The sequence below is a fragment of the Streptomyces sp. NPDC107581 genome (assembly GCF_055657175.1).
Window position 1 is genome coordinate 218,140 of sequence record NZ_JBVKBH010000001.1, and the last position, 25,050, is coordinate 243,189.

Sequence of the window (25,050 nt, forward strand, 5' to 3'; positions counted from 1 at the left end):
ACGCGATTCACAGGTGAGGCATCTCATGAAACCGGTGAGCCGGGGGCCGGCGAAGGGCCGGGGGACGGAGCCGAAGGCCGCGGGGAAAGCTGTGAGGAAGGCCGCAGGGAAGGCGGCGAAGGGGAGTGCGACCGGACGGACGAGCGGGTGGACGGGCGGGTGGACGAGCCAGGGACCGGGGTCGCCGCGGTCGCCGCGGGCGCTGCTGTCGCTGCTGTCGCTGCTGTCGTGGGGGAGGCGGATGCCCTGGCCGGAGGCTGTTCGTCGCCCTGCGGGGTGTCGGCCGCGCGCACGATGACGTACACCGCCACGGCGAAGACCAGTACGGGAAGCCAGCGCCAGCGCCTTCGTGCCCCGGAATCGGACATGTCCTGCCCTCTCTGCACCCCCGCCCTCGGCCAGCCCCCTTCTACAGCAGGACGGCTAAGGGTTGTGTGAGGCGGCACCGCGCATGCCCGGCGTGCCCTCCTCCCCCATGCGCTCCTTCACCGCGACGCGCTCCTCCCCCGTCCGTCCCTTCACCGCGACGCGCTCCTTGCCCCTGCGCTCCTCCCCCGCGCACGCCGTTCCCTTTGCCGCGCAGCGTCGTTCGTAAGCCGTCCTGGCCGCCACGAGGCCTGCCGCGTACAGGGCCAGGACCACGGTGAGCAGGACGTAGTACAGGACGGGGAGGGCGGTCAGGCCGAGTGCCGGGCCGAGCGGTGACGGCGGGAGCGCCAGGCCGATCACGGCCAGGCTGATCGCCGCCCAGGCGACCGGGCCGGGGCGGCGGCCCGCCGCGATGGAGGTGCCCCCGCCCGGACGGCGTTGCGCGTACCGGAGCCGGCCGACGCGCAGCAGGACCATCACCAGGGCCTGGGTGAGCAGGTTCTCGGTGAACCAGCCGGAGTGGAACACGGCCTCGTCGTCCCCGGTCCCGGGCCCGTGCAGGGCGAGCGCGAGAACGCCGAAGGTGGCCAGGTCGGCGACGGCGTTGAGCACCCCGAACGCGGTGATGAAGCGCAGCAGGTCGCGCGGGCGCAGCAGGGTGGGCCGGCGCAGCACGGAGGGATGGGGGCGGTCGTGGGCGAAGGCGAGCTGGGCCGCGTCGAAGCACAGGTTCTGGGTGAGGACCTGCGCCGGGAGCATCGGCAGGAAGGGCAGCAACAGGCCCGCGGAGAGCATCGCGATGACGTTGCCGAGGTTGGAGGACAGCGTGATGCGCAGGTACGTGGCGATGTTGCCGCCCGCGTGCCGGCCGGCGGCGATGGCGTGCGCGATCGCGGTGAGGTCCTTCTCCGCGAGCACCATGTCGGCGCCCTCGCGGGCCACGTCGGCGGCGTCCCGCGGAGCGATGCCGACGTCGGCGGCGCGCAGGGCGGGCAGGTCGTTGACGCCGTCCCCGAGGAAGCCCGTCGTCAGCCCGGCGCCGCGCAGGGCCCGGGTGATCCGGGCCTTGTGTTCGGGGGTGCAGCGGGCGAAGACCGTCGTACGGCGGACCAGCTCGGCCAGTTCGGTGTCGCCGAGGGAGTCGATGGCATCGGCGTTGACCACGTCGTCCGCCGCCACGGGGATGCCGAGGTCGCGGCAGGCACGGGCGGCGGTGCCCGGGTGGTCGCCGGTGAGGATCTTGACGGCGACGCCCTGGCCGGTGAGGACGTGCAGCGCGGCGGCGGCGGTGGGCGTGAGCGCGTCCCGCAGGGTGATCAGGCCGCGGAAGCCGAGGCCGCGTTCGTCGGCCGGGGTGTAGTCGCGCAGCCGCGCGGGGCGTTCGGCGGTGGCGACCGCCAGGACGCGGAATCCGTCGTCGGCCAGGCGGGCGGCCAGTCCCCGCAGGCGGGCGCGCTCGCCGTCCGTGAGCGCGCAGCGTTCCAGTACGGCCTGGACGTCTCCCTTGACGACCAGGGTGTGCGCGCCGAGGCGTTCGGGGGTGCGGACGACGGCGGTGGCGAGGCGGCGCAGCGGGTCGAAGGGGACGGCCGCCACGCCGTCGTACGCCATCGGTCCGGCCTCGTCGGACGTGTCCAGGATCGCCTCGTCGAGGGCGTCGGGCACCGGCAGGTCGGCGAGTTGCAGGGTCCACCATGCGTTGACGGCGGCCCAGTGCAGGACCTCGGGGTCGTCCGCGCCGTCGGGACCGAGGGCGCGGTCCACCCTCGGCCGGTCCTGGGTGAGGGTGCCGGTCTTGTCCACGCACAGCACGTCGACGGCGCCGGCGTCGTGCAGCGCGGGCAGCCGCTTGACGATCACCCCGTGGGTACGGGCCAGCAGCGAGGCACCGCGGGCCAGGCAGGTGGTGACGAGGACCGGCAGCATCTCGGGCGTCAGCCCGACGGCCACCGCGACGGCGAACGGGAGCGTCTCCAGACCGCGTCCGCGCAGCGCCGCGTTGGCCATGAGCACCAGCGGCGGGGTCAGCAGCATGAAGCGGATCAGGATCCAGGAGACGCCGTGCACCGAGCGGTCGAAGGCGCTCGGGTCCTGGCGCTCGCCGCCGCGGCCGTGCGCGACGGCGAACCGGGTCCGCGCGCCGGTCGCGGTGACGACCGCGGTGGCGCTGCCGGAGGCGACGCTGCTGCCCTGGAAGCACCACTGCGGACGCCCGAAGCCGGTGCTGCCGGCACTGCCGGTGCTGCCGGGGGTGCCAGCACTGCCGGACGTGGCGGGGGTGGCGGGGGTGCCGGGGGTGCCGGGGGTGGCGGGCCCGGCATCGGCGCCCTCTGCCATGGCATCTGCGGCGGGCACGAAAGTGGTGTCCGCGGCGGCCACGAAAGTGTCTACGGCCACCTCGGCGGTGTGTACGGCCACTTCGACGGCGTGTGCGGCCGGCTCGGCGGTGCGTGCGGCCACCTCGGCGGTGTGTACGGCCACTTCGACGGCGTGTGCGGCCGGCTCGGCGGTGTGTACGGCCACTTCGACGGCGTGTGCGGCCGGCTCGATGACGTCCGGGGCAGTCTCGACGGTGTCTGCGCCGGTCTCGCGAAGGTCTGTGGGGATCTCGCGGGGGTCTGCGGGGATCTCGACGGGGTCTGCGGCGGTCTTGTCGACGGGAGCCGACTCCCCCGTCAATGCGGACTGGTGCACGGCCAGTCCGCTCGCCCGCAGCAGTCGTACGTCGGCCGGCACCAGGTCGCCGGGCCCGAGCCGGATCACGTCCCCCGGGACCAGTTCACCCACCGGCAGTTCCCGGGAGACCGGCGCGGCCGTGTCGTCGGCGCGGCGCAGCACCGTGGCGGTGGTGGCGACCAGCTCGCGCAGCGCGGCCGTGGACCGGTCGGCCCGGTGCTCTCCGGTCGCCCGCAGCACACAGCTCACCCCGACCAGGAGGAGGATCACCGTGGCGGTGCCCCAGGCGAAGACGGCCGCGGACACCAGCCCGAGACAGAGCAGGACCGCGGTGAAGGGGTCGCGCAGGCTGCGCAGGAACAGCCGGGGCCAGGAGGCCTCACGCCGGTCCGGGAGGAGGTTCTCGCCGAACCGGGACAGTCGTTCCTCGGCCTGTGCCTCCGTCAGTCCGCGCGGACCGCTCTCCAGCTCGCGCAGGACTTCGAGCAGGGTCGGGGCGGAGGGTCCCGGAGGGGGTGGCACGGCGGGATCCCGGTCGCTGCCGGACGCCGCAGCGGCGCCGGGAGCCGGCGTCCGCGCGTCCCGTCCCGAGGGCGCGGTGCTCTCAGCCACCGATCCCGCGCAGCCGGTGTACCGCGGTGGGGGGCTGCTGCGAACGCGCGGTCAGCTGGACCACCATCACCCGCACCAGCATCACCACGTCGGGATCGTCGATGTAGTAGACCTGGCGCCGGCCCTCCCGCCGGGAGCGGACGAGCCCGGCGAGCTTCAGCTTGGCCAGGTGCTGGCTGACCGCGGGCAGCGCACCGCCCACCCGGTCGGCGAGGTGAGTGACATCGCTCTCGCCCTGCGACAGAGCCCACATCAGATGGAGCCGGGAGGAGGAGGCGAGCAGGCCGAACGCGGCGGCAGCCGCCGCCAGCACCTCGGCCGACGGGTCCTCGAAGCCACCGGCGATCTCCGTCACAGCCCTCTCCCGTCCCGCCCTGTTCACAGCCGGCGTTCACAGCCGACGCACATGCGCCCACCCATGGTAAGCGCCGGTACCCCGGCAGCCGTGCGCTGCCGGGATCGCCGGTCGGGCCGGTCCTCGGATCGGGTCAGTCCTCGTAGTAGTTGTTGACGACGTCCGGTTCGTCGTCGTCGAACGCCTCGTTCAGCAGCGCGCCGCCGATGAGGCCGGCCGCACCGGCGCCGATGAGCGCGCCGGTGCCGAAGCGACGGCCGCCGCCCTGCTGCTGGTGGTCGTAGTGGTCGTGGTGCTCGTGGTGCTCGTGGTGGTCGTAGTGATCTGCGTACGGCTGCCCGTAGCCGCCCTGCTGCGGGTAGCCCGGCTGGGGATAGCCCTGCTGGGGATAGCCCTGCGGCACCGGCTGCGGGTACCCCTGCTGGGGCGGGGTGTAGAACGGCGGCACCGTGGTCTGCACCCGCTGTGCGCAGCCGCCGCACACCTGGACCGGGCGCGGGACACCCCACTGCGGGGACCAGGTGACGGTCGTCGCACCGGGGCCGTGGTTGGGGTCGAAGAAGCAGGTCACGGAGGAACTCCCGAGGGGTTGCGAGGACGGGGCGAAGGCCGGGGGCGCGGGCGGTACGACGACCGGGGGCGGCGGAGGTACGACGGCCGAGGGCGCGGGCGACGGAGCTGCCGGGGGCGCAGGAGGTACGGCGGGCTCGGGGGCACCGGTGCTCTTCTTCGGCGACGTGACCGTGGCCGGGCCGGATGCCGTCGTCTCCCGCAGGACCTCCACGCCGTAGTCCGTGGCGATGCCGGCCAGCCCCGAGGCGTAGCCCTGGCCGACCGCGCGGAACTTCCATCCCGCGCCCTGCCGGTACAGCTCGCCGAAGACCACCGCGGTCTCGCTCGACAGGGCGCCGGTCGCGAGGTCGTAGCGGGCCAGCTCGGTGCCGCTCTCCCGGTCGAGGACGCGGATGTGCGCGCGGTGCACCTGCCCGAAGCCCTGGCCGCGGCTCGCGCCCTCATAGAGGGACACCAGGAAGACGATCTTCTCCACGTGGCCGGGGACCCGGGTGAGGTCGGCGTGGATCTGCTGGTCGTCGTCGCCGGGCGGGCTGTCCTGGCCGGAGTGACGCACCGACCCGTCGGGGCTGCTCAGGTTGTTGAAGAAGACGAAGTGCCCGTCGGACAGGACCTTCCCCGACCGGTCGCACAGCAGGGCACTGGCGTCCAGGTCGCAGCCGGTGTCCGTCTGCCAGCCCAGCCCGACCGTCACCTCGGTCAGGCCGGGGGCCTGCTTGCTCAGCGACACATTGCCGCCCTTGGTCAGGGACACACTCATGCACGGCCTCCGCAGCTGCTTCCGCTTCCCGCGTCCATCGTGATCAACGCGACCCTAACCCGTTCCAGTTCCCCAGTTGCGCAATGTCTTGAGCAAGTGACAGAACCTCGACGGGACATCACCAGAAGGGACGAGAGCCTCGCCCGGCGCTCGCCGTCCTCTCTAGGCTTGCGCAAACAGGCAATCCCAGTGTCGGCGTCCGGCGGACTGCGCGCGGATCCCGACCCGACCGAAGGACGACACCGTGGGCATCATTGGCTGGATCATCCTCGGCCTGCTCGCCGGAGCCATCGCCAAGATGCTGCTGCCCGGCCGCGACCCGGGCGGGCTGATCGGCACCACCCTCATCGGCATCGCGGGCTCCTTCATCGGCGGCTGGCTCTCCGCCCGCTTCCTCGACCGCCCCGTGGAGAAGCACTTCTTCGACCTCTACACCTGGGGCGCGGCGATCGGCGGCGCCCTGGTGCTGCTCATCGGCTACCGGATCCTGTTCGGCGACTCCCGCGACTGATCCGGCCCCAGGGCGCCTGCCCCAAGTGCAGGCCCTGGGCGCCCTCCTCACATCCGGCCCCAGGGCACATTCCTCAAGTGCAGGCCCTGGGCGCCTTCCCCACGTCCGGGCCTGGGCGGGCTCCTTACGTCCAGGCCCTTGGCGGGCTCCTCAGACGTTGACGCCGAAGTCGGCGGCGATGCCCGCCAGGCCGGAGGCGTAGCCCTGGCCGACCGCCCGGAACTTCCACTCGGCGCCGTTGCGGTACAGCTCGCCGAAGACCATGGCGGTCTCGGTCGAGGCGTCCTCGGACAGGTCGTAGCGGGCGAGTTCGGCGCCGCCGGCCTGGTCGACGACGCGGATGAACGCGTTGCGCACCTGGCCGAAGCTCTGGCCGCGCGCCTCCGCGTCGTGGATCGACACCGGGAAGACGATCTTGTCCACCTCGGCGGGCACCGCGGCGAGGTTCACCTTGATGCTCTCGTCGTCGCCCTCGCCCTCACCGGTGAGGTTGTCACCGGTGTGCTCGACCGAACCGTCCGGGCTGGTCAGGTTGTTGTAGAAGACGAAGTGCTGGTCGGACACGACCTTGGCGGAAGCGTTCAGCAGCAGGGCGGAGGCGTCGAGGTCGAAGTCGGCGCCGGTGGTGGTCCGCACGTCCCAGCCCAGGCCCACCACGACCGCGCTCAGTCCCGGCGCCTCCTTGCTCAGCGAGACATTGCCACCCTTGGACAGGGAAACACCCATGGTTCATCCCTCCACGCACACGGTCGGTTCGGGCCCTTGTCCTGGACCCCGTTTTGAATCTACAACACTGTAGAAACAAGCGGCAGGGCGCACGCGGCGTCACCACGGCATGGAGCGTGAACCGGCCACTGCTGCCCGCTTTGTACGATGTGACGCTCCTTCGGCGTGAGGGGTTGAGCGTGAGGCGGAAGGGAGACACCGCGTGGCGGAGCCGGATCCGCGCCGTCGGCGCAGGGCACAGGGCGCGCTGGAGACCCGGGTGCTCGCGGCGCTGCACGAGGCCGGGCGCCCGGTCACCGCGGGCTGGGTGCGGGAGCACCTGGCCGCCGACCTCGCGTACACGACCGTGATGACGGTGCTGGCCCGCCTGCTGGCGAAGAGTGCCGTCACGCGCAGGCGCGAGGGACGGTCGTTCGTGTGGACGCCGGCCGCGGACGAGGCCGGGCTCGCCGCGCTGAAGATGCGGAAGGTGCTGGACGGCGAGCGGGACCGCCGGGCGGTGCTGGCCAGTTTCCTCACCGCCCTGCCCGAGGGCGACGAACAGGTGCTGCGCGAACTGCTGGACCAGGCCGCCGGCGAGGACTGAGCACGCGCGGGGATCCTCGTCCTCCTCCCGCCGGCCCTGCCGCCCACGGCGGACCGAAGGCAGACCCGGCCGGTCCACTCACGGCGGACCGAAGGCAGACCCGGCCGGTCCACTCACGGCGGACCGGAGGCAGACCCGGCCGATCCACTCACGGCGGACCGGAGGCAGACCCGGCCGGTCCGCCCCACGCGTTCAGCCGGACCACCGTGTGACGCGGTCTCCCCGCTGCCGCATGAGCACTTCCTCCAGCCGGCCGAGCAGGAAGGGCACGACGCCCCGTTCCAGCAGGGCCAGTTCCCACGCCTCGCGCGCCCGCGCCGCGTCCCGCGCGGCCTCGGCCGGGGCACCGCCCGCACCGGCACAGCGGTTGCGCCTCGCCGTCAGCAGCAGCCGGGCCACCGGCCTGGCCGCGGCCAGCAGGGGCAGGAGCCCGGCCGCACCGCGTGCCGAGGCCGCCTCACGCCCTGTCGCACCGCGTGCCGAGGCCGCCTCACGCCCTGCCGCGCCGCGCGCCGGGGCCACCTCATGCCCTGCCGCGCCACGCGCCGGGGCCACCCCGTGCCCAGCCGCGCCGCGCGCCGGGGCCACCTCGCGCCCGGCCGCCGCCGACGGCGAAGCCGCCTCACGCGCGCCCTCCGCCGGGCCGCCCGGTCCGGTCACCGCGGACCGGGCCCGCAGGTATGCCTGGTACTCGACGGCGACCGCCGCGGTGATGGCCGTACGCGCCTGCAGGGCCCGGGTCCGCAGCTGTTCCCGGCTGAACGCTCCCGCGGCGCGGTCGAGGGCGTCCAGCACCTGCTGGGAGCCCAGAGCCTGATCGAGCAGGCGCTCGAAGACCACGCCGATCTCGGTCGCCGACGGCCCGGCATCCGTCATGTGTCCCCCGATGAAGAAGGCCTCGCGGCGCCTTTGGTGCATGCGGAACAACCGCACTGAGCTGCGGTCGATGACTGGCGTCTCTAATAGTTCCTGAATTGCGCAACTTTTAAAGACTCGCACCGCAGGGGCCACCCGCCCGGCGGCACCGGGCGCCTCCAGTTTGACGGCACGGGGCGCCCGGGCGGCCTGCCGCGCCCCCGCCGGGCCGCTCCACGCCCGGGACAGCTCGCGTAGGACGCGGGTCAGGCCTGCGGGCCTGTGCAGGTTCCGGCGGTCTTCGCCGTCCCACGCTGCCGACCCGCAACGTCTCCGCCGCTGCCCCTCACCTCGTCGCCGTCCCAGCCCCTCACCTCGTCTCCGTCGCTGCCGCTCACCTCGTCTCCGCCGCCGCTCGCCTCGTGGCCGTAGCTGCCGCTCACCTCGTGGCCGTCCCTGTCCCTCACCCCGTGGCCGTCACTGCCCCTCACCTCATCGCCGTCCCTGTCCCTCACCCCGTGGCCGTCACTGCCCCTCACCTCATCGCCGTCCCTGTCCCTCACTTCGTGGCCGTCCCAGCCCCTCACCTCGTCGCCGTCGCGGACATCCCCGGATCCGCTCCCGCCCGGACGGCCCCCGACCTCGGCAGGACGAGCACCATGGTGAGGCCGCCGCCCGGTGTGTCCTCGGCGTCCAGCGTGCCGCCGACGGCCTCGGCGAAGCCGCGGGCCACCGCGAGGCCGAGGCCGACCCCGGCGCCGCGAGGCGAGTCGCCGTAGCGCTGGAAGGGTTCGAAGATCCGGCACTTGGCCTCGTCCGGCACGCCGGGACCGCGGTCCACCACACGCACCTCCACCCGGTCGGCGAGGGCACTGGCCGACACCAGGACCCGCTCGCCGGCCGGGCTGTACTTGACCGCGTTCTCCACGACGTTGGCGACCGACCGCTCCAGCAGGCCCCGGTCGACGTCGACCATGGGCAGGGTCTCCGGGATGTCCAGGTCGACGCTGTCCTCGGGAACGCCGCCGAGCGCCATCGGGATCACCTCGTCCAGGTCGGTCTCGCGGATGATCGGCGTGACCGTGCCGGTCTGCAGGCGGGACATGTCGAGCAGGTTGCCGACGAGATGGTCGAGCCGGTCGGCGCCCTCCTCGATGGCCGCCAGGAGTTCCGCCCGGTCGGCCTCGGTCCATTCGACGTCGTCCGAGCGCAGGGAGGTGACCGCCGCCTTGATGCCGGCCAGCGGGGTGCGCAGGTCGTGGCTGACGGCGGCGAGCAGGGCGGTGCGGATGCGGTTGCCCTCGGCCAGTTCCTTGGCCCGGTCCGCCTCCTGCCGCAGGCGCCGGCGGTCCAGCACCACCGCCGCCTGGGCCGCGAAGGCGGCCAGCACCCGGCGGTCCTCGGCCGGCAGCACCCGGCCGGACAGGGCGAGGGAGAGCCGGTCGCCGACGGGTACGTCGACGTCCGCGTCCTCGGGCGTGGCACAGGGCCGCGGGCCCACGCTGCCCGCGCAGGTCCAGGGCGCCACGTCGTCCGCGCGTTCCAGCAGGGCCGCCGACTCCATGCCGAAGGTCTCGCGGACCCGGTCCAGCAGTGCCTCCAGGCTGGTCTCGCCGCGCAGCACACTGCCCGCGAGGAAGGAGAGGATCTCCGACTCGGCGCGCAGCCGCGCCGCCTGGTGGGTGCGGCGGGCGGCCAGGTCCACCACCGACGCGACCGACACGGCGACCCCGACGAAGATGGCGATGGCGACGATGTTCGCCGGATCGGCGATGGTCAGGGTGTGCACGGGCGGGGTGAAGTACCAGTTGAGCAGCAGGGATCCGACCAGGGCCGAGGCCAGGGCCGGGAAGAGGCCGCCCAGCAGTGCCGCCGCCACCGTCATCGTCAGGAAGAGCAGCATGTCGTTGGCCAGCCCGACCTCCGGCACCACGCTGCTCAGCAGCCAGGTCAGCAGGGCCGGCCCGGCGATGCCGGCCAGCCAGCCGCAGATGATGCGGGAGCGGCCGAGGCGCGCGCCGCGGGCGACGGGCAGTCCCCGGCCCTTGCCCGCCTCGTCGTGGGTGATGAGGTGGACGTCGAGGTCGGGTCCGGACTCCACGGCCACCGTGGCGCCGACGCCGGGTCCGAAGACGTACTGCCAGCCCTTGCGGCGGGAGACGCCGAGGACGATCTGGGTGGCGTTGACGCCGCGTGCGAAGTCGAGCAGCGCGGCCGGTATGTCGTCGCCCACGACGTGGTGGAAGGTGCCGCCGAGGTCCTCCACGAGGGTGCGCTGGACGGCCAGTTCCTTGGGGGAGGCGGCGGTGAGGCCGTCGCTGCGGGCTATGTAGACGGCCATGACCTCGCCGCCGGCGCCCTTCTCGGCCAGCCGGGCCGCGCGCCGGATCAGGGTGCGGCCCTCTGGGCCGCCGGTCAGGCCGACGACGATCCGCTCGCGCGAGCCCCAGATCGTGGAGACCCGGTGCTCGGTGCGGTACTCCTGCAGATAGGAGTCGACCCGGTCGGCCACCCACAGCAGCGCCAGCTCGCGCAGGGCGGTGAGGTTGCCGGGCCGGAAGTAGTTGGAGAGCGCCGCGTCGACCTTGTCGGGCTTGTAGATGTTGCCGTGCGCCATCCGGCGGCGCAGTGCCTCGGGCGACATGTCGACCAGCTCGATCTGGGCGGCCCGCCGTACGACCTCGTCGGGGACGGTCTCCTGCTGCCGGACGCCGGTGATGGATTCCACGACGTCGCCGAGGGACTCCAGGTGCTGGATGTTGACGGCGGAGATGACGTCGATCCCGGCCGCGAGCAGCTCTTCGACGTCCTGCCAGCGCTTGGTGTTGCGGGAGCCGGGGACGTTGGTGTGCGCCAGCTCGTCGACGAGGGCCACCTGCGGACGGCGGGCGAGGACCGCGTCGACGTCCATCTCGGTGAAGGTGCCGTCCCGGTAGGCGATCTCCTTGCGCGGCACCTGCTCCAGTCCGTGCAGCATGACCTCGGTGCGCGGCCGGCGGTGGTGTTCCACGAACGCCACCACGCAGTCGGTCCCCCGCTCGATGCGGCGGTGTGCCTCGGACAGCATCGCGTAGGTCTTGCCCACGCCGGGGGCCGCACCGAGGTAGATGCGGAGTTTGCCGCGTGTCATGGTCACCCTTCGAAGCGGTAGCCCATGCCGGGCTCGGTGATGAGGTAGCGGGGGCTCGAGGGGTCGCTCTCCAGCTTGCGCCGGAGCTGGGCCATGTACACCCGCAGGTAGTTGGTCTTGTTGCTCTGGGAGACGCCCCACACCTCGTGCAGCAGCTGCTTCTGGGTGATCAGCCGGCCGGGGTGGGTGACGAGGATCTCCAGCAGCTGCCATTCGGTCGGCGTGAGGCGGACGTCGCGGCCCTCCCGTACGACCTTCTTCGCGAGCAGGTCGATGGTGAACCCGTCCGTCTGCACCAGCGTGGTCTCCGGGACCAGCGGCAGTTCCTCGGTGCGGCGCACGGCGGCCCGCAGCCGGGCCAGGAGTTCGTCCATGCTGAACGGCTTGGTGATGTAGTCGTCGGCGCCGGCGTCGAGCGCGGCGACCTTCTCGTCGGAGGACTGCCGGGCCGACAGCACCAGGACCGGCACGCGGGTCCAGCCGCGCAGGGCCCGGATCACGTCGACGCCGTCCATGTCGGGCAGGCCGAGGTCGAGCAGCACCACGTCGGGCTGGCGGGCCGCCGCGAGCCGCAGCGCGGTGGCGCCGTCGGGGGCCGCGTCGACGCCGTAGCGGCGGGCCTGCAGATTGATCACGAGGGCCCGTACGAGCTGCGGGTCGTCCTCCACCACGAGCACCCGGGTCATGGGTGTGTGCCTCTCCTGTCATGCCTGCGGGAGCCGGTGTCATGCCTGCGGGAGCCGGCGGAACCGGGATGTCTCCCGGGCCGCCGACTCCCGTTGCGATGCGCACAGGCCGTCACTTCCGGGCCGCGAGGTCCTTGAGCGCGATGTTGAGTTCCAGGACGTCGACCCGGGGCTCGCCGATGAAGCCCAGGGTGCGGCCTTCGGTGTGGTCCTCGACCAGCTTCTCCACCGCGGGGACGGTCAGGCCGTTCTTCGCGGCGACCCGGTGGACCTGGAGTTCGGCGTACTCGGGGGAGATGGCCGGGTCGAGGCCGGAGCCGGAGGAGGTGACCGCGTCGGCCGGGACGTCCGAGGGCCTGACGGTGTAGCCGGGCACCGAGTTGTCCTTGACGACGGCGGCCTTGGCGTCCGCCACCTGCTTGACCAGGACCTTGCTGTCCGCGGACAGGTTGGTGGCGCCCGAGAGGATCAGCTTGTACTGCGTGTTGACGCTGTTGGCGCCGAGCCCGTTGGCCGGGCGGCCCTGGAACCACTTCAGGTCCGGGTCCGGGGTCTCCTGGCCCTTCTTCAGCGGCAGGTTGTACGACTGCCCGATCAGGGAGGAGCCGACGACCTTGCCGTCCGCCTTGGTCTCGGAGCCGTTCGCCTTGCCGTGGAACGCCGTCTGCGCAATGCCGGTGACGACCAGCGGGTAGATGACGCCGGTGACCAGGGTCAGGACGAGCAGCGCCCGCAGGCCCGCCCCCAGCAACCGGGCTGTGTTCACAAAGGAGTTGTTCATGTCCTTCAACCGATCCCGGGGATCAGAGAGATGATCAGGTCGATGATCTTGATGCCGATGAACGGCGCGATGAGTCCGCCGATGCCGTAGATCCCGAGGTTGCGCCGCAGCATCCGGTCCGCGCTCATCGGCCGGTACTGCACGCCCTTCAGGGACAGCGGCACCAGCGCGATGATGATCAGCGCGTTGAAGATGACGGCCGACAGGATCGCGGAGTTGGGCGAGGACAGGTGCATGATGTTCAGCTTGTCCAGGCCCGGGTAGACCGCCGCGAACAGCGCCGGGATGATCGCGAAGTACTTCGCGACGTCGTTGGCGATGGAGAACGTCGTCAACGCGCCCCGGGTGATCAGCAGTTGCTTGCCGATCTCGACGATCTCGATGAGCTTGGTCGGGTTGGAGTCGAGGTCGACCATGTTGCCGGCCTCCTTGGCGGCCGACGTACCGGTGTTCATCGCCACGCCGACGTCGGCCTGCGCGAGCGCCGGGGCGTCGTTGGTGCCGTCACCGGTCATCGCGACCAGCTTGCCGCCCGCCTGCTCCCGCTTGATGAGGGCCATCTTGTCCTCGGGAGTGGCCTCGGCGAGGAAGTCGTCGACGCCCGCCTCCTCGGCGATCGCCTTCGCGGTCAGCGGGTTGTCGCCCGTGATCATGACCGTCTTGATGCCCATGCGGCGCAGCTCCTCGAACCGCTCCCGCATGCCCTCCTTGACGACGTCCTTGAGGTGGATGACGCCGAGGACCCGGGCGCCCCGCTCGTCGTGGACGGCGACGAGCAGCGGGGTGCCGCCCGCCTCGGAGATGCGGTTGGCTATCGCGTCCGCGTCCTCGGCGACCGTGCCGCCCTGCTCCTCGACCCAGGCGATGACCGAGGCCGTGGCGCCCTTGCGGACCTTGCGGCCGTCGACGTCCACACCCGACATACGGGTCTGGGCGGTGAAGGCGATCCACTCGGCGTGCGCCAGCTCGCCCTGGTGGCGTTCGCGCAGCCCGTACTTCTCCTTCGCCAGCACGACGATGGAGCGGCCCTCGGGCGTCTCGTCGGCCAGCGAGGAGAGCTGGGCGGCATCGGCGACCTCGGCCTCGGTGGTGCCCTTGACCGGCACGAACTCGGCGGCCTGGCGGTTGCCGAGGGTGATGGTGCCGGTCTTGTCGAGCAGCAGCGTGGAGACGTCGCCGGCGGCCTCGACCGCACGGCCCGACATGGCCAGCACATTGCGCTGGACCAGCCGGTCCATGCCCGCGATGCCGATCGCGGAGAGCAGCGCGCCGATGGTGGTCGGGATCAGGCAGACCAGCAGGGCGACCAGCACGATCATCGTCAGGTGCGTGCCCGCGTAGTTCGCGAACGGCGGCAGCGTGGCGCAGGCCAGCAGGAAGACGATCGTCAGCGACGCCAGCAGGATGTTCAGGGCGATCTCGTTCGGCGTCTTCTGCCGGGCCGCGCCCTCGACCAGGTTGATCATCCGGTCGATGAAGGTCTCGCCCGGCTTCGTCGTGATCTTGATGACGATGCGGTCGGACAGCACCTTCGTACCGCCCGTGACGGCGCTGCGGTCGCCACCGGACTCGCGGATGACCGGCGCGGACTCACCGGTGATCGCCGACTCGTCGACGGAGGCGACGCCCTCGACGACATCGCCGTCACCGGGGATGACGTCACCGGCCTCGCACACCACCAGGTCACCGATCTTCAGGTCGGTGCCGGGGACCTGCTCCTCGGACGTGCCGTCCGCGAGCAGCCGGCGCGCGACCGTGTCGGTCTTGGCCTTGCGCAGGGTCTCCGCCTGGGCCTTGCCGCGGCCCTCGGCGACCGCCTCCGCCAGGTTGGCGAAGATCACGGTCAGCCACAGCCAGGCGCTGATCGCCCAGCCGAACCAGTCGCCCGGGTCCTTGAAGGAGAACACCGTGGTCAGCACCGAGCCGATCCACACCACGAACATCACGGGCGACTTGACCAGCACCCGCGGATCGAGCTTGCGGAACGCGTCCGGCAGCGACCTGACCAGCGCCTTGGGGTCGAAGAGGCCCGCTCCGACACGGCTCTCGGCGGGCTTGTGCCCGGTGGGGACGTCGCTGTGCGGCGCCCGGGTGGGTGTGGCTGTGGACATGGAGTCCTCTGGGTTCTCTGTACGGGTGGTCATCACGCCAGCCCTTCGGCGAGCGGACCCAGCGCCAGGGCCGGGAAGTACGTGAGACCGGTGATGATCAGGATCGCGCCCACCAGCAGGCCGGTGAACAGCGGCTTCTCGGTGCGCAGGGTGCCGGCCGTGACCGGGACGGGCTTCTGCTCGGCGAGCGAGCCGGCCAGCGCCAGCACGAACACCATCGGCAGGAAGCGGCCCAGCAGCATCGCGAGTCCGGTCATGGTGTTGTACCAGTCGGTGTTCGCGTTCAGGCCGGCGAAGGCCGAGCCGTTGTTGTTCGACGCGGACGTGAAGGCGTACAGGACTTCGGAGAATCCGTGTGCGCCGGAGTTCAGCATCGAGTGCGGGGGCGTCGGCAGCGCCATGGAGGCGGCCGTGAAGACGAGCACCAGCGCCGGGGTGATCAGGATGTAGCAGGCGGCGAGCTTCATCTCCCGCGCGCCGATCTTCTTGCCCAGGTACTCGGGCGTACGGCCGACCATCAGACCGGCGATGAACACCGCGATGACCGCCATGATCAGCATCCCGTAGAGGCCGGATCCGGTGCCGCCGGGCGCGATCTCGCCCAGCATCATGCCGAGCATCGCGATACCGCCGCCGAGGCCGGTGAAGGAGGAGTGGAAGGAGTCCACCGCACCGGTCGAGGTGAGCGTGGTCGACACCGCGAAGATCGACGAACCGCCGATCCCGAAGCGGACCTCCTTGCCCTCCATCGCCCCGCCGGCCGCCTGCAGCGCCGGGCCGTGGTGGGCGAACTCGGTCCACATCATCAGGGCGACGAAGCCCAGCCAGATGGTGAACATCGTGGCGAGGATCGCGTAGCCCTGCTTCACCGAGCCGACCATCACGCCGAAGGTGCGGGTCAGCGAGAACGGGATGACGAGGATCAGGAAGATCTCGAACAGGTTGGTGAAGGGCGTCGGGTTCTCGAAGGGGTGGGCGGAGTTGGCGTTGAAGTAGCCGCCGCCGTTGGTGCCCAGCTCCTTGATGGCCTCCTGGGAGGCGACCGCGCCGCCGTTCCACTGCTGCGAGCCGCCCATGAACTGACCGACCTCGTGAATGCCGGAGAAGTTCTGGATCGCACCGCAGGCGACGAGGATCACCGCCGCGACGGCGGCGCCCGGCAGCAGGATCCGCAGCGTGCCGCGCACCAGGTCGGACCAGAAGTTGCCGAGTTCACCGGTGCGCGAGCGCGCGAAGCCCCTGACGAGGGCCACGGCGACGGCGATGCCGACGGCCGCGGAGACGAAGTTCTGCACGGCCAGACCGGCGGTCTGCACGACGTGACCCATGGTCTGCTCGCCGTAGTACGACTGCCAGTTGGTGTTGGTCACGAAGGACACGGCCGTGTTGAACGACTGCGCCGGGTTGACCGAGGAGAAGCCCATCGAGCCGGGCAGGACGCCCTGGAGCCGCTGGAGCAGGTAGAGGAAGAGGACGCTGACGGCCGAGAAGGCGAGGACACCGCGCAGATACGCGGGCCAGGTCATCTCGGCGTCGGGGTTGGCGCCGATGCCCTTGTAGATCCACTTCTCGACGCGCAGGTGCTTGTCGGAGGAGTAGACCCGGGCCATGTAGTTGCCGACGGGGACGTAGACGAGTGCCAGTGCGCCTATGAGGGCGAGCAGCTGGAGCAGGCCGGCCGATACGGGACCCATAGGTGTCTCAGAACCTCTCCGGGAAGATCAGGGCGAGGACGAGATAGCCCAGCAGGGCGACGGCCACGACCAGGCCGACGATGTTCTCGGCGGTCACAGCTTCGTCACCCCCTTGGCGACAAGGGCCACCAGCGCGAAACCCGCGAGCACGGTGACGACGAAGGCCAGATCGGCCATCGCGAACTCCTGGAGTGAGGTTCGGTGAAACGGACGATTCGAGGAAAGCGCCTGGCTGGCCGGATCCGGTCGCCCGTTGACGACTCTCTTACGGCAGCCCGTACGGCTTTGACGGGGCTCTTACGGCTCCTCGTCCGTACCGACGGGTAAGGGGGCGTGACAGCAGGTGACCGCGGTCACAGCCGGAGCGGTCACAGCCGGAAGCGGAGGCGGCAGATCACCGCGTCCGTCTCACGGCGTACGGCGTACGCGACGACGGCGCCCCGCTGGTTCTGCAGCAGCCGCTGCCACAGCCGCTCGGGTTCGGCCTCCGGGATCAGGACGGTGACCCGCGTGCCCGGCTCGGCGGTGGCCGCCGCACGGGCGTACGCGGCGATGGGACGGCCGAGCGTGCGCCGCTCGCAGGCCAGCCGGACCAGGGGCACCCCCGGGTCCCACTCGGCCCAGGCGCGCTCCAGGACGTGCAGCTGGGCGCGGTCCTCGGGGTCCGGGTAGCAGACGGTCACCGCGCGGACCTCGTCGCCGAGCGAGGCGGCCGCGGTCAGCGCCTCGGAGGTGAGCCGGGACAGGGACGAGACGGGGACGATCACCAGCGAGCGGTCGCGATGCGGGGCCTCGGGGATGCGGCCGAGCCCGAGCCGCTCGCCGATCCGGGCGTAGGCGCGGTGCACGGCGAGGAAGCCGGCGACCAGCACGGGCAGTGCCACCACGATCAGCCAGGCGCCCTCGGTGAACTTGCTCGCGGTGACGACGACGGCCGAGACACCGGTGAGCAGCGCGCCGAATCCGTTGAGCAGCGCCTTGCCGCGCCGGCCCCGGCCGCTCGGCTCCCGCCCGCCCACGCCGGTCCGCTCCCGGCCACCCGCGCGGCTCTGCTCCCGGCCTTCCAGACGCCAGTGCTTCACCATGCCCACCTGCGCGATGGTGAAGCCGACGAACACACCGATCGCGAACAGCGGCACCAGGGTGTTGGTGTCGCCGCCCGAGAAGACGAGCAGCGCAGCCGCGGCCACGGCCAGCGCCAGCACGCCGTGCCGGTGGACCTGGCGGTCGGCCTTCAGGGCGAAGACGTGCGGCAGGTAGTTGTCGCGGGCCAGGAGCTTGAGCAGCACCGGAAGCCCGCCGAAGGAGGTGTTCGCGGACAGCGCCAGCAGGAACATCGTCGCGAACTGGATGACGTAGAAGGCCCAGTTGTGGCCGAGCGCGGCGTCCGCGAGCTGGGCGAGGACGGTGACGCCGGCGACCGGCCGGAGGTGGAAGCGGGAGATCAGCACCGACAGGCCGACGAGCATCAGGCCGAGCACGGCACCGAGGGCGACCTCCGCACGCTGGGCGCGCCGCACGCGCGGGACGCGGAAGGAGGGCACGGCGTTGGCGATGGCCTCGACCCCGGTCAGGGCGCTGCACCCGGAGGCGAATGCTTTCAGCAACAGCAGGACGCCCACCGTCGAGGCGTTGTCCGCGACCACCGAGGCATGCCCGGCGGCGGTCGCCGTGCTGACGGGGTGGGAGCGGAACAGGCCGACCACGATGAGCACGAAGACGGCGCCGACGAACACGACCGTCGGCACGATGAAGGCCCTCGCCGACTCCACGATCCCGCGCAGGTTGACGCCGGTGATCAGGACGAGCACCGCCAGGCACAGCCACAGCCGCTCGCCGTAGAGGCCGGGGAAGGCGGAGGTCAGAGCCGCCACGCCGGCCGTGACGGCGACGGCGACGTTGAGCACGTAGTCCAGTACCAGCGATGCGGCCGCCACCAGGCTGGTGCGCGCCCCCAGATGTGTCTTCGCGACGGCGTAGGAGCCACCGCCGTCCGGGAAGGCCGCGATCACCTGCCGGTAGGAGGCCACCAGCACCGCGAGCAGGCCCGCGATGGCCAGGGTCACGGGCAGCGTGAAGCCGAGCCCGTGGGCGCCCGCGGCCGCCAGCACGAGGACGATCGCCTCGGGGCCGTACGCCACCGACGCCATCGCGTCCAGTGACAGCGCCGCGAGTCCTGTGACGGCGGTCAGCCGGTGGCGTTCGCCGGTATCGGGCGGTTCCTCGCCGGCGGGAACGGCGTCCGGTTCGGTGGTCAGGACGGTCATGGGTGCGTGCTCCTTCGTCAGGAACCGCGCACGAAGGACGAGGTGTGCGCGGTGCACCCAGGTTCTGACCGCTTCCGCCCGTATCCGACCGTTCCTTGCGGCATCTTCGCGCCCATGAGGCGTACCTTGACGGGATCTTGACGGCCTGTGATCCGGTCGGCGGCCACGGACCGCACCCCGCCCGCATGACCTGCGCCAAGATTCACCCCGGAGCCGTCAGAGTCGCGTCAAAATGCGGGGTTCCGGTCCGGTTCGTCTCTACCGTCGGCGGAATGCGACGCCGCGACAACACGCGCAGGGCACCGGCCGGCGCTCACGCAGGGACGTCCGGGGATGCAGAGGCATCCGTGGGTGCAGGGACGTCCGGGGATGCGAAGGCATCCGTGGGTGCAGGGACGTCCGGGGATGCGGAGGCATCCGGGGATGCGGTGCACGACCGCCGCTGGGCCGGGGACGTCAGGGAGGCCGTCCGCTGCGCCGGCATGCTGCTCCTCCTGCTCCTGCTGGTCGACTGGGGCTCGGGCCGGATCGCGCTCTGGCGCGGCCTGTTGTGGCTCGCGCTCTCCCTGCTGCTGTTCCTGGTGCTGTTTCCGGCCCGGGTCTCGGCCGGCGAGAACTGGCTGGCCTCGCGCCGGCTGCTGCGCGAACAGCGCGTCCGCACCGACCTGTTGGTCTCCGTGCGGTGCCTGGGCGGCGTCTCCCAACGGCTCCTGCTGCGCGACGCGTCCGGCGCGCGGGTCGAGGTGGACCCCGAGGTCCTGGTGCACAACCCCCAGCTGTGGCACCGCCTGGACGAGAGCGCGCGGAAGGCGGCCGCCGGCGGTCTGCTGCTGTGCGGGCAGACCGCGCTGCACCGCCTCTCCACCCGCGTGGACCGCGAGACCGCACAGGCCGTGTTCAAGGCATCCGGGCTGGAGTAGGCACCCCGGACACCTCCCGAGCCCCGCCGGACGCCGCCCCGGTCCCGCCGGACGCCGCCCCGGTCCCGCCGGACGCCGCCCCGGTCCCGCCCGACGCCGCCCGGGTCCACCGGGGCGCCTTCCGAGCCCCTGGGCGCCTCCCGGGTCCCGGCCGCCCCGGTGTCACCACCCGCGGACCGGCCCCGACGTGTCCAGCGCGGCCCCGGTCTGGTCGGCCAGCGTCACCGCCACCAGCCGGGCCGGGAGCCCGGGTACGTCGCCCGGGCCGGGCGTGAGCATGAAGCGGCCGAGGTAGTGGCCGTTGCCGTACGCGCGCAGCTCGATCTCGCCCTCGGGCCAGCCGTCGGTGTCGGGGTTCCGGCTGCGCCGGCCCACCGTCACGGTCCCGTCCTTCTCCAGCCGCGGCGGCCGGCCCAGCAGGGTGCCGTACTCGAAGCGGCAGGAGCGCAGGCCGAGCAGGTCGGTCAGCTCACGGCGGACGTGGTCGACCACGGTGTCGGCCGAGCGGGCGGACTGGACCAGGTCGGCGGTCCGGTGGATCCGGGCCAGGTGCGCCGCGTCCGTCACCGTCATGACCTCCAGCCGGCGGGCGCGCGCCGCGAGCTGGGAGACGATCGCGCCGACGGCCAGCAGCAGCACCGCCGTCCCGATGTCCGCGGAGGCGTCGATGTCGAAGGTCCGGTACGGCCGCGTGAGGAAGAAGTCGAACCAGGCCGCCGCCGACAGCGCACCCACGGCACCCGCCGTGCGGCTGCCCAGCGAGGCCACGGCGACGACCACGACCACGAGGACGAGGGCCGCGTCGGTGTGCGACAGGCTCGTGCGGAAGGGGACGAGGAGGAGGGCCGCCAGGAAGGGGGCGACCAGGCCCGCCGCCAGGGCGAGCCGGTCGCGCAGCGGCCAGGAACGTGCCGTGCTGCGCGCCCCGAGCGGGCGGTGCAGCCTCCGGGTGCCGGTCATGGTGCTCATCACGCACCTCCTGGGCTCTGTTCGATCACGGAAGGTCCGGCACCCACGGCCTGCCCGGCGAAGGGCAGCGACACGACCATGGTCAGGCCGCCGCCGGGGGTGTCCTCGGCAGTGACGGTGCCGTTCATCGCCTCGGTCAGTCCCCGGGCGAGGGCCAGCCCGAGGCCGAGTCCTGTGGTGTTGTCGGTGTCGCCGAGCCGCTGGAACGGCTCGAAGAGCCGGTCCCGGCCGGCCGGGGGCAGTCCCGGACCCCGGTCGACGACCCGAAGTTCCACCCGGCCCGCCAGGGCACTGGCGCTGACCAGCACCCTCCGCCCCGGCGGGGTGTGCCGGGCGGCGTTGCCGACGAGGTTGGCTATCACGCGCTCCAGCAGCGGCGGGTCGGCGAGCACCGGCGGGATCTCCTCCGTGTCCGCCACCTCGACCCCGGCAACGTCCGCCAGTGCCATGGGCAGGACCTCCTCCAGGGAGGTCGGGCGCAGGTTCAGGGTGAGCACGCCCGCCTCCAGACGGCTGAGGTCCAGAAGGTTCTCCACCAGCCGGTTGAGCTTGGTCATGGACTCGTCGGCGGTGGCCAGCAGCTCGTCGCGGTCCTCCGGGGAGAAGTCGACGTCCCGGCTGCGCAGCGAGGTGACCGCGGCCCAGCCCGCCGCCAGCGGCGTGCGCAGATCATGGCCGACGGCCCGCAGCAGCGCCGTACGCATCCGGTCGGCGGCCTTCACGGGTTCCACCTCGGCGGCCGCCTCGGCCAGCCGGGCCCGCTCGACCGCGGAGCCGACGTGCGCGGCGAACGCGGCCAGCACGCGCCGCTCCGAGGACGACAGGGTGCGGCCGCGCAGCACGAGGTGGGCGCCGGGGCCGGCCGGCACGAAGGCCGTCGCGTCGGCGTCCGGCGGCTCGTCCGCCAGCTCCGCCGACTCCATGCCGAAGGTCTCCCGCGTCCGCTCCAGCAGCGCGGGGATCGTCGCCTCGCCGCGCACGATGGTGCCGGCCAGGGACGACATGGTCTCGGCCTCGGCGGTGGCGCGGGCCGAGCGCCGGGACAGCCTGAGGGAGCGGTCCACGACCCCGGCCACGGTGGCCGCGACGACCGCGAAGACGGCCAGCGCGAGCAGGGCGTTGGGATCGTTCAGGGTGAAGGCGCCGATCGGCGGTATGAACCAGTAGTTCAGCAGCAGCGAGGCCGTCACCGACGCGATCACCGCCGAGGTGACCCCGCCTATGCACGCCACCCCCACCACGGCCAGCAGGAACAACAGGGCCTCACTGGTCAGGTCCAGCGTGCCGCGCGCCTGCGCGAGGACGGCCGTCAGCAGCACGGGCAGCACCAGACCGGCCACCGGTCCGGCGATCATCCGGGCCGTGGACAGGGTGCGGCGCCGCGACGGCAGCAGGGTGCCGCGTCCGGCCCGCTCGTGGGTGACCCGGTGCACGTCGATGTCACCGGACAGCTCGGTCACGGTCTCCCCCGTGCCGGGTCCGGTCAGGAACCGCGTCAGCCGGCCGCGGCGGCTGGTGCCGAGGACCAGCTGGGTGGCGTTCTCCGCGCGGGCGAACTCCACCAGGGTGGTGGCCACGTCGTCGCCGACCACCGAGTGGTAGCTGCCGCCGAGGTCCTCCACGAGCCTGCGCTGCCGGGTGAGGGAGGCGGCCGAGACGCCGCCCGCCAGCCCGTCGCTGCGGGCCACGTGCACGGCCAGCAGGTCACCGCCCGCGGACCGGTCGGCGATCCGGGCGGCCCGCCGGACCAGCGTGTCGCCCTCCGGGCCGCCGGTCAGCGCGACGACGACCCGCTCCCGGGTCTCCCACACCCGGCCGATGCCGTGCTGCGAGCGGTACTCCTGCAGCGCCTCGTCGACCCGGTCGGCCACCCAGAGCAGCGCCAGCTGGCGCAGCGCGGTCAGATTGCCGGGCCGGAAGTAGTTGGCGAGGGCCGCGTCGATCTTCTCGGGTGCGTAGATGTTGCCGTGCGCCATCCGGCGGCGCAGGCCCTCGGGCGGCATGTCCACCAGCTCGACCTGCTGGGCGCGTCGTACGACCTCGTCGGGCACCGTCTCGTGCTGCGGTACGTGCGTGATCTTCTCGACCACGTCGTTGAGGGACTCCAGGTGCTGGATGTTCAGCGCCGTGATGACGTCGATGCCGGCGGCGAGGAGTTCCTCGATGTCCTGCCAGCGCTTGGGGTTGCGGCCGTCGCCGGGGACGTTGCTGTGGGCGAACTCGTCGACGATCGCGACCTCGGGGCGGCGGTCCAGCACCGCGCCCAGGTCCATCTCCTCGAAGTCACCGCCGCGGTAGGCGCAGCGGGCGCGGGGGACGGCCTCCAGGCCGTCGGTCATGGCCTGCGTGTGCGGACGTCCGTGGCACTCCACGAAGCCCACCACCACGTCCGCGCCGCGCGCGGCGCGGCGCCGCCCCTCGTCGAGCATCCGATAGGTCTTGCCGACCCCGGGGGCCGCCCCGAGGTAGACCTTCAGCCGTCCGGGCCGTACGTCATTCATCGCCGCCGACGCGCTCCGCTCTCTGGATCAACTCCCCTGTACCGAAGGGGGACTGCTCCCAAGGAAGCGCTTGAGCGGGCCGGCCGGGGCAGCCCTTAGCGGTTCCTTGGCGCAGGCCGGGGTGACCTTGACACTGTCTTGACGTGACCTGGGCCGATAGGGTGAAGGCGGTGTGCCGGGAAGTCTGGTCGGCGGGGAGCCAGGGTGGCTCCTTCAGGGATCCAGGGGGACGGCATGCGCAGCGTCGGCACCGTACTCGCGTTGGTCATTCTGGCCACCGTGGTAGCCACCTTCGCTCGCCGGTGGCGCATTCCGGCGCCCTCGCTGCTGGTCGTGGCCGGTCTGGCGGTGGCCCTGCTGCCGGGCACGCCCCAGATCGAGATCAGCCCGCAGATCATCGCGCTGGTGGTGCTGCCGCCGCTGCTGTACGCCAGCGCCGAGGACATGCCCTGGCGGGAACTGCGCGCGGTGTGGAAACCGGTCGGTATCCTCGCCATCGGCCTGGTCCTGGCCTCGGCGGCGGCCGTCGCCGCGGTGGCGGCCCTGGTGACCCCGCTGTCCTGGCAGATGGCGTTCGTGCTGGGCGCGATCCTGGCCAGCACCGACCCCGTGGCCGTGACCGCGCTCGGCCGCAGGCTCGCCCTGCCGCCCAAGGTGCAGGTGCTCGTCCAGGCGGAGAGCCTGTTCAACGACGCCACCTCGCTGGTGCTGGTCCGGGTGGCGGCGGGCATCGCGATCGCGTCGGCGGCGGCGAACTGGGGCGCGGCCGGCGGCCAGTTCCTGGTGCTCGCCGGGGGCGGCACGGTGATCGGGGCCGCGGTGGCCGGGGTGGTGGCCCTGATCCGGCGGCGCACCGAGGAACCGGTGCTGGAGACGGTGATAGCACTGGTCACCCCGTACGCCGCATACCTGCTGGCGGAGGCCGCGCACACCTCCGGGGTCACCTCGTGCGTGGTGGCCGGAGTGGTCCTCGGCGGCCGGGGCGACCGGCTCACCAATGCCCGCATACGCCTGCAGCTGCACGCCGTCTACGGCACCGTCGTCTTCCTCCTGGAGAGCGTCGTCTTCTCGCTCATCGGGCTGGCGCTGCCCGCGCAGGTGCGGGCGCTGGCCGACGGCGACCGGGGCTGGCCGCTGTACGCCCTCGCCGTCGCCGCCACGCTGATCGCCGTACGCCTGCTGTGGCTCGCGCCGCTGTCCGCGGTCGTGCAGCGCAAGGGCGGGATCGGCCGCCTGAACTGGCGGGTGCCGGTGGTGCTGACCTGGGCGGGCACGCGCGGGGTGATGCCGCTGGCCGCCGCGCTGTCCATCCCCGAGGTCACCCGGAGCGGTGCCCCGCTCACGGACCGGCCCCTGGTCCTCGTCCTGACCACCTCGGTCGTGGTGGTCACCCTGGTCGTCCAGGGCTTCACCCTGGCCCCGGTCGTGCGCCGCTCCGGCATCGCCCTGGAACCCGCGCACACCGAACGCGAGGAGGTCGAGGCCCGCTCCCGCCTCGCGCACGCCGGACTCGCCCGGCTGGAGGAGCTCGCGGAGCTGGAGGCGGTGCCGGACGTGGTCGTCGACCGGCTGCGGCGCGGCCTGACCGCCCGCCTGGACGACGCCCGCGACCGTCTCGCCGAGAACAACGGCACCGCCGCGGCGACCGAGTCCGCCGACCGGGTCTACCGCCAGCTGCGCCGCGACCTGATCGCCGTGGAGACGACGGAACTGCAGCGCCTGTACGACGACCACCGCATCAGCGACACGACCCGCCGCCGCCTCCAACGCTCCCTGGACCTGGAGGAGGCCCGCCTGGCAGACGCGTGAGCGGGCAACGCCGGGCAGCTCCCCGAACGTGCACCGCAGACCGCGCCCCAAAGGGGCGCGGGGAACTGCGCGACCAGCCACAACGCCCCCGCACCCGACACACGGACCCCCGGCAGCCCCCCGGCACAGGCCCGCCTGGCAGACACCTGAGCCGACCGC

General features: G+C 72.5%; 19 protein-coding genes. 4 read left to right on the forward strand and 15 right to left on the reverse strand.

Going from position 1 to position 25,050, the window contains the following annotated elements; translation table 11 throughout:
• Positions 1–423: 423 nt before the first annotated feature.
• From ACZ7P3_RS01070 to ACZ7P3_RS01080, 3 genes are all read right to left on the reverse strand, one after another.
• Positions 424–3,657 (reverse strand): HAD-IC family P-type ATPase, encoded by a 3,234-nt coding sequence (locus ACZ7P3_RS01070; RefSeq protein WP_472078244.1) that lies wholly within the window; start codon positions 3,655–3,657, stop codon positions 424–426.
• Positions 3,650–4,012 (reverse strand): ArsR/SmtB family transcription factor, encoded by a 363-nt coding sequence (locus ACZ7P3_RS01075; protein WP_472078245.1) that lies wholly within the window; start codon positions 4,010–4,012, stop codon positions 3,650–3,652. The genes ACZ7P3_RS01070 and ACZ7P3_RS01075 overlap by 8 nt, the downstream gene beginning before the upstream one ends.
• A gap of 133 nt (positions 4,013–4,145) precedes the next feature.
• Complete coding sequence (locus ACZ7P3_RS01080) at positions 4,146–5,345, reverse strand: TerD family protein (protein WP_472078246.1); 1,200 nt, start codon at positions 5,343–5,345, stop codon at positions 4,146–4,148.
• 244 nt (positions 5,346–5,589) lie between these two features.
• Between ACZ7P3_RS01080 and ACZ7P3_RS01085 the strand changes: the two genes are divergently transcribed.
• Positions 5,590–5,856 (forward strand): GlsB/YeaQ/YmgE family stress response membrane protein, encoded by a 267-nt coding sequence (locus tag ACZ7P3_RS01085; protein ID WP_472078247.1) that lies wholly within the window; start codon positions 5,590–5,592, stop codon positions 5,854–5,856.
• A gap of 150 nt (positions 5,857–6,006) precedes the next feature.
• On the opposite strand, the gene ACZ7P3_RS01090 is transcribed toward ACZ7P3_RS01085, so the two are convergent.
• On the reverse strand, positions 6,007–6,582 hold the full coding sequence (locus ACZ7P3_RS01090; RefSeq protein ID WP_472078248.1) for a TerD family protein: 576 nt from the start codon (positions 6,580–6,582) through the stop codon (positions 6,007–6,009).
• A gap of 202 nt (positions 6,583–6,784) precedes the next feature.
• Here ACZ7P3_RS01090 and ACZ7P3_RS01095 point away from each other — a divergent pair, with 202 nt between their 5' ends.
• Positions 6,785–7,168 (forward strand): BlaI/MecI/CopY family transcriptional regulator, encoded by a 384-nt coding sequence (locus ACZ7P3_RS01095; RefSeq protein WP_472078249.1) that lies wholly within the window; start codon positions 6,785–6,787, stop codon positions 7,166–7,168.
• Positions 7,169–7,360: 192 nt separating this feature from the next.
• Here ACZ7P3_RS01095 and ACZ7P3_RS01100 read toward each other — a convergent pair whose 3' ends face one another.
• The 9 genes from ACZ7P3_RS01100 to ACZ7P3_RS01140 all read right to left on the reverse strand — a co-directional run bounded on the left by ACZ7P3_RS01100 (position 7,361) and on the right by ACZ7P3_RS01140 (position 18,692).
• Positions 7,361–8,086 carry a hypothetical protein gene (locus ACZ7P3_RS01100; RefSeq protein WP_472078250.1) on the reverse strand — a complete coding sequence of 242 codons (726 nt, stop codon included), beginning with the start codon at positions 8,084–8,086 and terminating at the stop codon, positions 7,361–7,363.
• 203 nt (positions 8,087–8,289) lie between these two features.
• Positions 8,290–8,610 (reverse strand): hypothetical protein, encoded by a 321-nt coding sequence (locus ACZ7P3_RS01105; protein ID WP_472078251.1) that lies wholly within the window; start codon positions 8,608–8,610, stop codon positions 8,290–8,292.
• Positions 8,607–11,153 carry a DUF4118 domain-containing protein gene (locus ACZ7P3_RS01110; protein WP_472078252.1) on the reverse strand — a complete coding sequence of 849 codons (2,547 nt, stop codon included), beginning with the start codon at positions 11,151–11,153 and terminating at the stop codon, positions 8,607–8,609. Before ACZ7P3_RS01110 ends, ACZ7P3_RS01105 begins: the two co-directional genes overlap by 4 nt.
• A gap of 2 nt (positions 11,154–11,155) precedes the next feature.
• Positions 11,156–11,839, reverse strand: coding sequence for a response regulator (locus tag ACZ7P3_RS01115; RefSeq protein ID WP_472078253.1), 684 nt, complete (start codon positions 11,837–11,839; stop codon positions 11,156–11,158).
• Positions 11,840–11,951: 112 nt separating this feature from the next.
• A complete protein-coding gene (locus ACZ7P3_RS01120; RefSeq protein ID WP_472078254.1) occupies positions 11,952–12,620 on the reverse strand; it encodes a potassium-transporting ATPase subunit C in 669 nt (222 codons plus the stop codon).
• A gap of 5 nt (positions 12,621–12,625) precedes the next feature.
• Complete coding sequence (kdpB, locus tag ACZ7P3_RS01125) at positions 12,626–14,764, reverse strand: potassium-transporting ATPase subunit KdpB (protein WP_472078255.1); 2,139 nt, start codon at positions 14,762–14,764, stop codon at positions 12,626–12,628.
• Positions 14,764–16,425: a potassium-transporting ATPase subunit KdpA gene (gene kdpA / locus ACZ7P3_RS01130; protein ID WP_472078256.1), complete on the reverse strand. Its 1,662-nt coding sequence runs from the start codon at positions 16,423–16,425 to the stop codon at positions 14,764–14,766. The genes kdpB and kdpA overlap by 1 nt, the downstream gene beginning before the upstream one ends.
• A 7-nt stretch (positions 16,426–16,432) precedes the next feature.
• Complete coding sequence (kdpF, locus tag ACZ7P3_RS01135) at positions 16,433–16,522, reverse strand: K(+)-transporting ATPase subunit F (protein WP_016434100.1); 90 nt, start codon at positions 16,520–16,522, stop codon at positions 16,433–16,435.
• 271 nt (positions 16,523–16,793) lie between these two features.
• Positions 16,794–18,692, reverse strand: coding sequence for an APC family permease (locus tag ACZ7P3_RS01140; protein WP_472078257.1), 1,899 nt, complete (start codon positions 18,690–18,692; stop codon positions 16,794–16,796).
• Positions 18,693–19,075: 383 nt separating this feature from the next.
• Between ACZ7P3_RS01140 and ACZ7P3_RS01145 the strand changes: the two genes are divergently transcribed.
• Complete coding sequence (locus ACZ7P3_RS01145; RefSeq protein WP_472078258.1) at positions 19,076–19,612, forward strand: hypothetical protein; 537 nt, start codon at positions 19,076–19,078, stop codon at positions 19,610–19,612.
• Between the two features lie 162 nt (positions 19,613–19,774).
• Here the strand turns inward: ACZ7P3_RS01145 and ACZ7P3_RS01150 are convergent, their stop codons facing one another.
• Positions 19,775–20,581, reverse strand: coding sequence for a DUF4118 domain-containing protein (locus ACZ7P3_RS01150; protein ID WP_472078259.1), 807 nt, complete (start codon positions 20,579–20,581; stop codon positions 19,775–19,777).
• Positions 20,581–23,082: a sensor histidine kinase gene (locus tag ACZ7P3_RS01155; protein WP_472078260.1), complete on the reverse strand. Its 2,502-nt coding sequence runs from the start codon at positions 23,080–23,082 to the stop codon at positions 20,581–20,583. Before ACZ7P3_RS01155 ends, ACZ7P3_RS01150 begins: the two co-directional genes overlap by 1 nt.
• 234 nt (positions 23,083–23,316) lie before the next feature.
• Between ACZ7P3_RS01155 and ACZ7P3_RS01160 the strand changes: the two genes are divergently transcribed.
• On the forward strand, positions 23,317–24,891 hold the full coding sequence (locus tag ACZ7P3_RS01160; protein WP_472078796.1) for a Na+/H+ antiporter: 1,575 nt from the start codon (positions 23,317–23,319) through the stop codon (positions 24,889–24,891).
• Positions 24,892–25,050: the final 159 nt, after the last annotated feature.

Excerpts from the sequence above, each read along its gene's own strand:
- kdpB (WP_472078255.1), bottom strand. The coding sequence starts at position 14,764 with ATGACCACCCGTACAGAGAACCCAGAGGACTCCATGTCCACAGCCACA.
- ACZ7P3_RS01155 (WP_472078260.1), bottom strand. The coding sequence starts at position 23,082 with ATGAATGACGTACGGCCCGGACGGCTGAAGGTCTACCTCGGGGCGGCC.
- ACZ7P3_RS01080 (WP_472078246.1), bottom strand. The coding sequence starts at position 5,345 with ATGAGTGTGTCCCTGACCAAGGGCGGCAATGTGTCGCTGAGCAAGCAG.
- ACZ7P3_RS01115 (WP_472078253.1), bottom strand. The coding sequence starts at position 11,839 with ATGACCCGGGTGCTCGTGGTGGAGGACGACCCGCAGCTCGTACGGGCC.
- ACZ7P3_RS01140 (WP_472078257.1), bottom strand. The coding sequence starts at position 18,692 with ATGACCGTCCTGACCACCGAACCGGACGCCGTTCCCGCCGGCGAGGAA.
- ACZ7P3_RS01120 (WP_472078254.1), bottom strand. The coding sequence starts at position 12,620 with ATGAACAACTCCTTTGTGAACACAGCCCGGTTGCTGGGGGCGGGCCTG.
- ACZ7P3_RS01110 (WP_472078252.1), bottom strand. The coding sequence starts at position 11,153 with ATGACACGCGGCAAACTCCGCATCTACCTCGGTGCGGCCCCCGGCGTG.
- ACZ7P3_RS01160 (WP_472078796.1), top strand. The coding sequence starts at position 23,317 with ATGCGCAGCGTCGGCACCGTACTCGCGTTGGTCATTCTGGCCACCGTG.
- ACZ7P3_RS01150 (WP_472078259.1), bottom strand. The coding sequence starts at position 20,581 with ATGAGCACCATGACCGGCACCCGGAGGCTGCACCGCCCGCTCGGGGCG.
- ACZ7P3_RS01100 (WP_472078250.1), bottom strand. The coding sequence starts at position 8,086 with ATGCACCAAAGGCGCCGCGAGGCCTTCTTCATCGGGGGACACATGACG.
- ACZ7P3_RS01090 (WP_472078248.1), bottom strand. The coding sequence starts at position 6,582 with ATGGGTGTTTCCCTGTCCAAGGGTGGCAATGTCTCGCTGAGCAAGGAG.
- kdpA (WP_472078256.1), bottom strand. The coding sequence starts at position 16,425 with ATGGGTCCCGTATCGGCCGGCCTGCTCCAGCTGCTCGCCCTCATAGGC.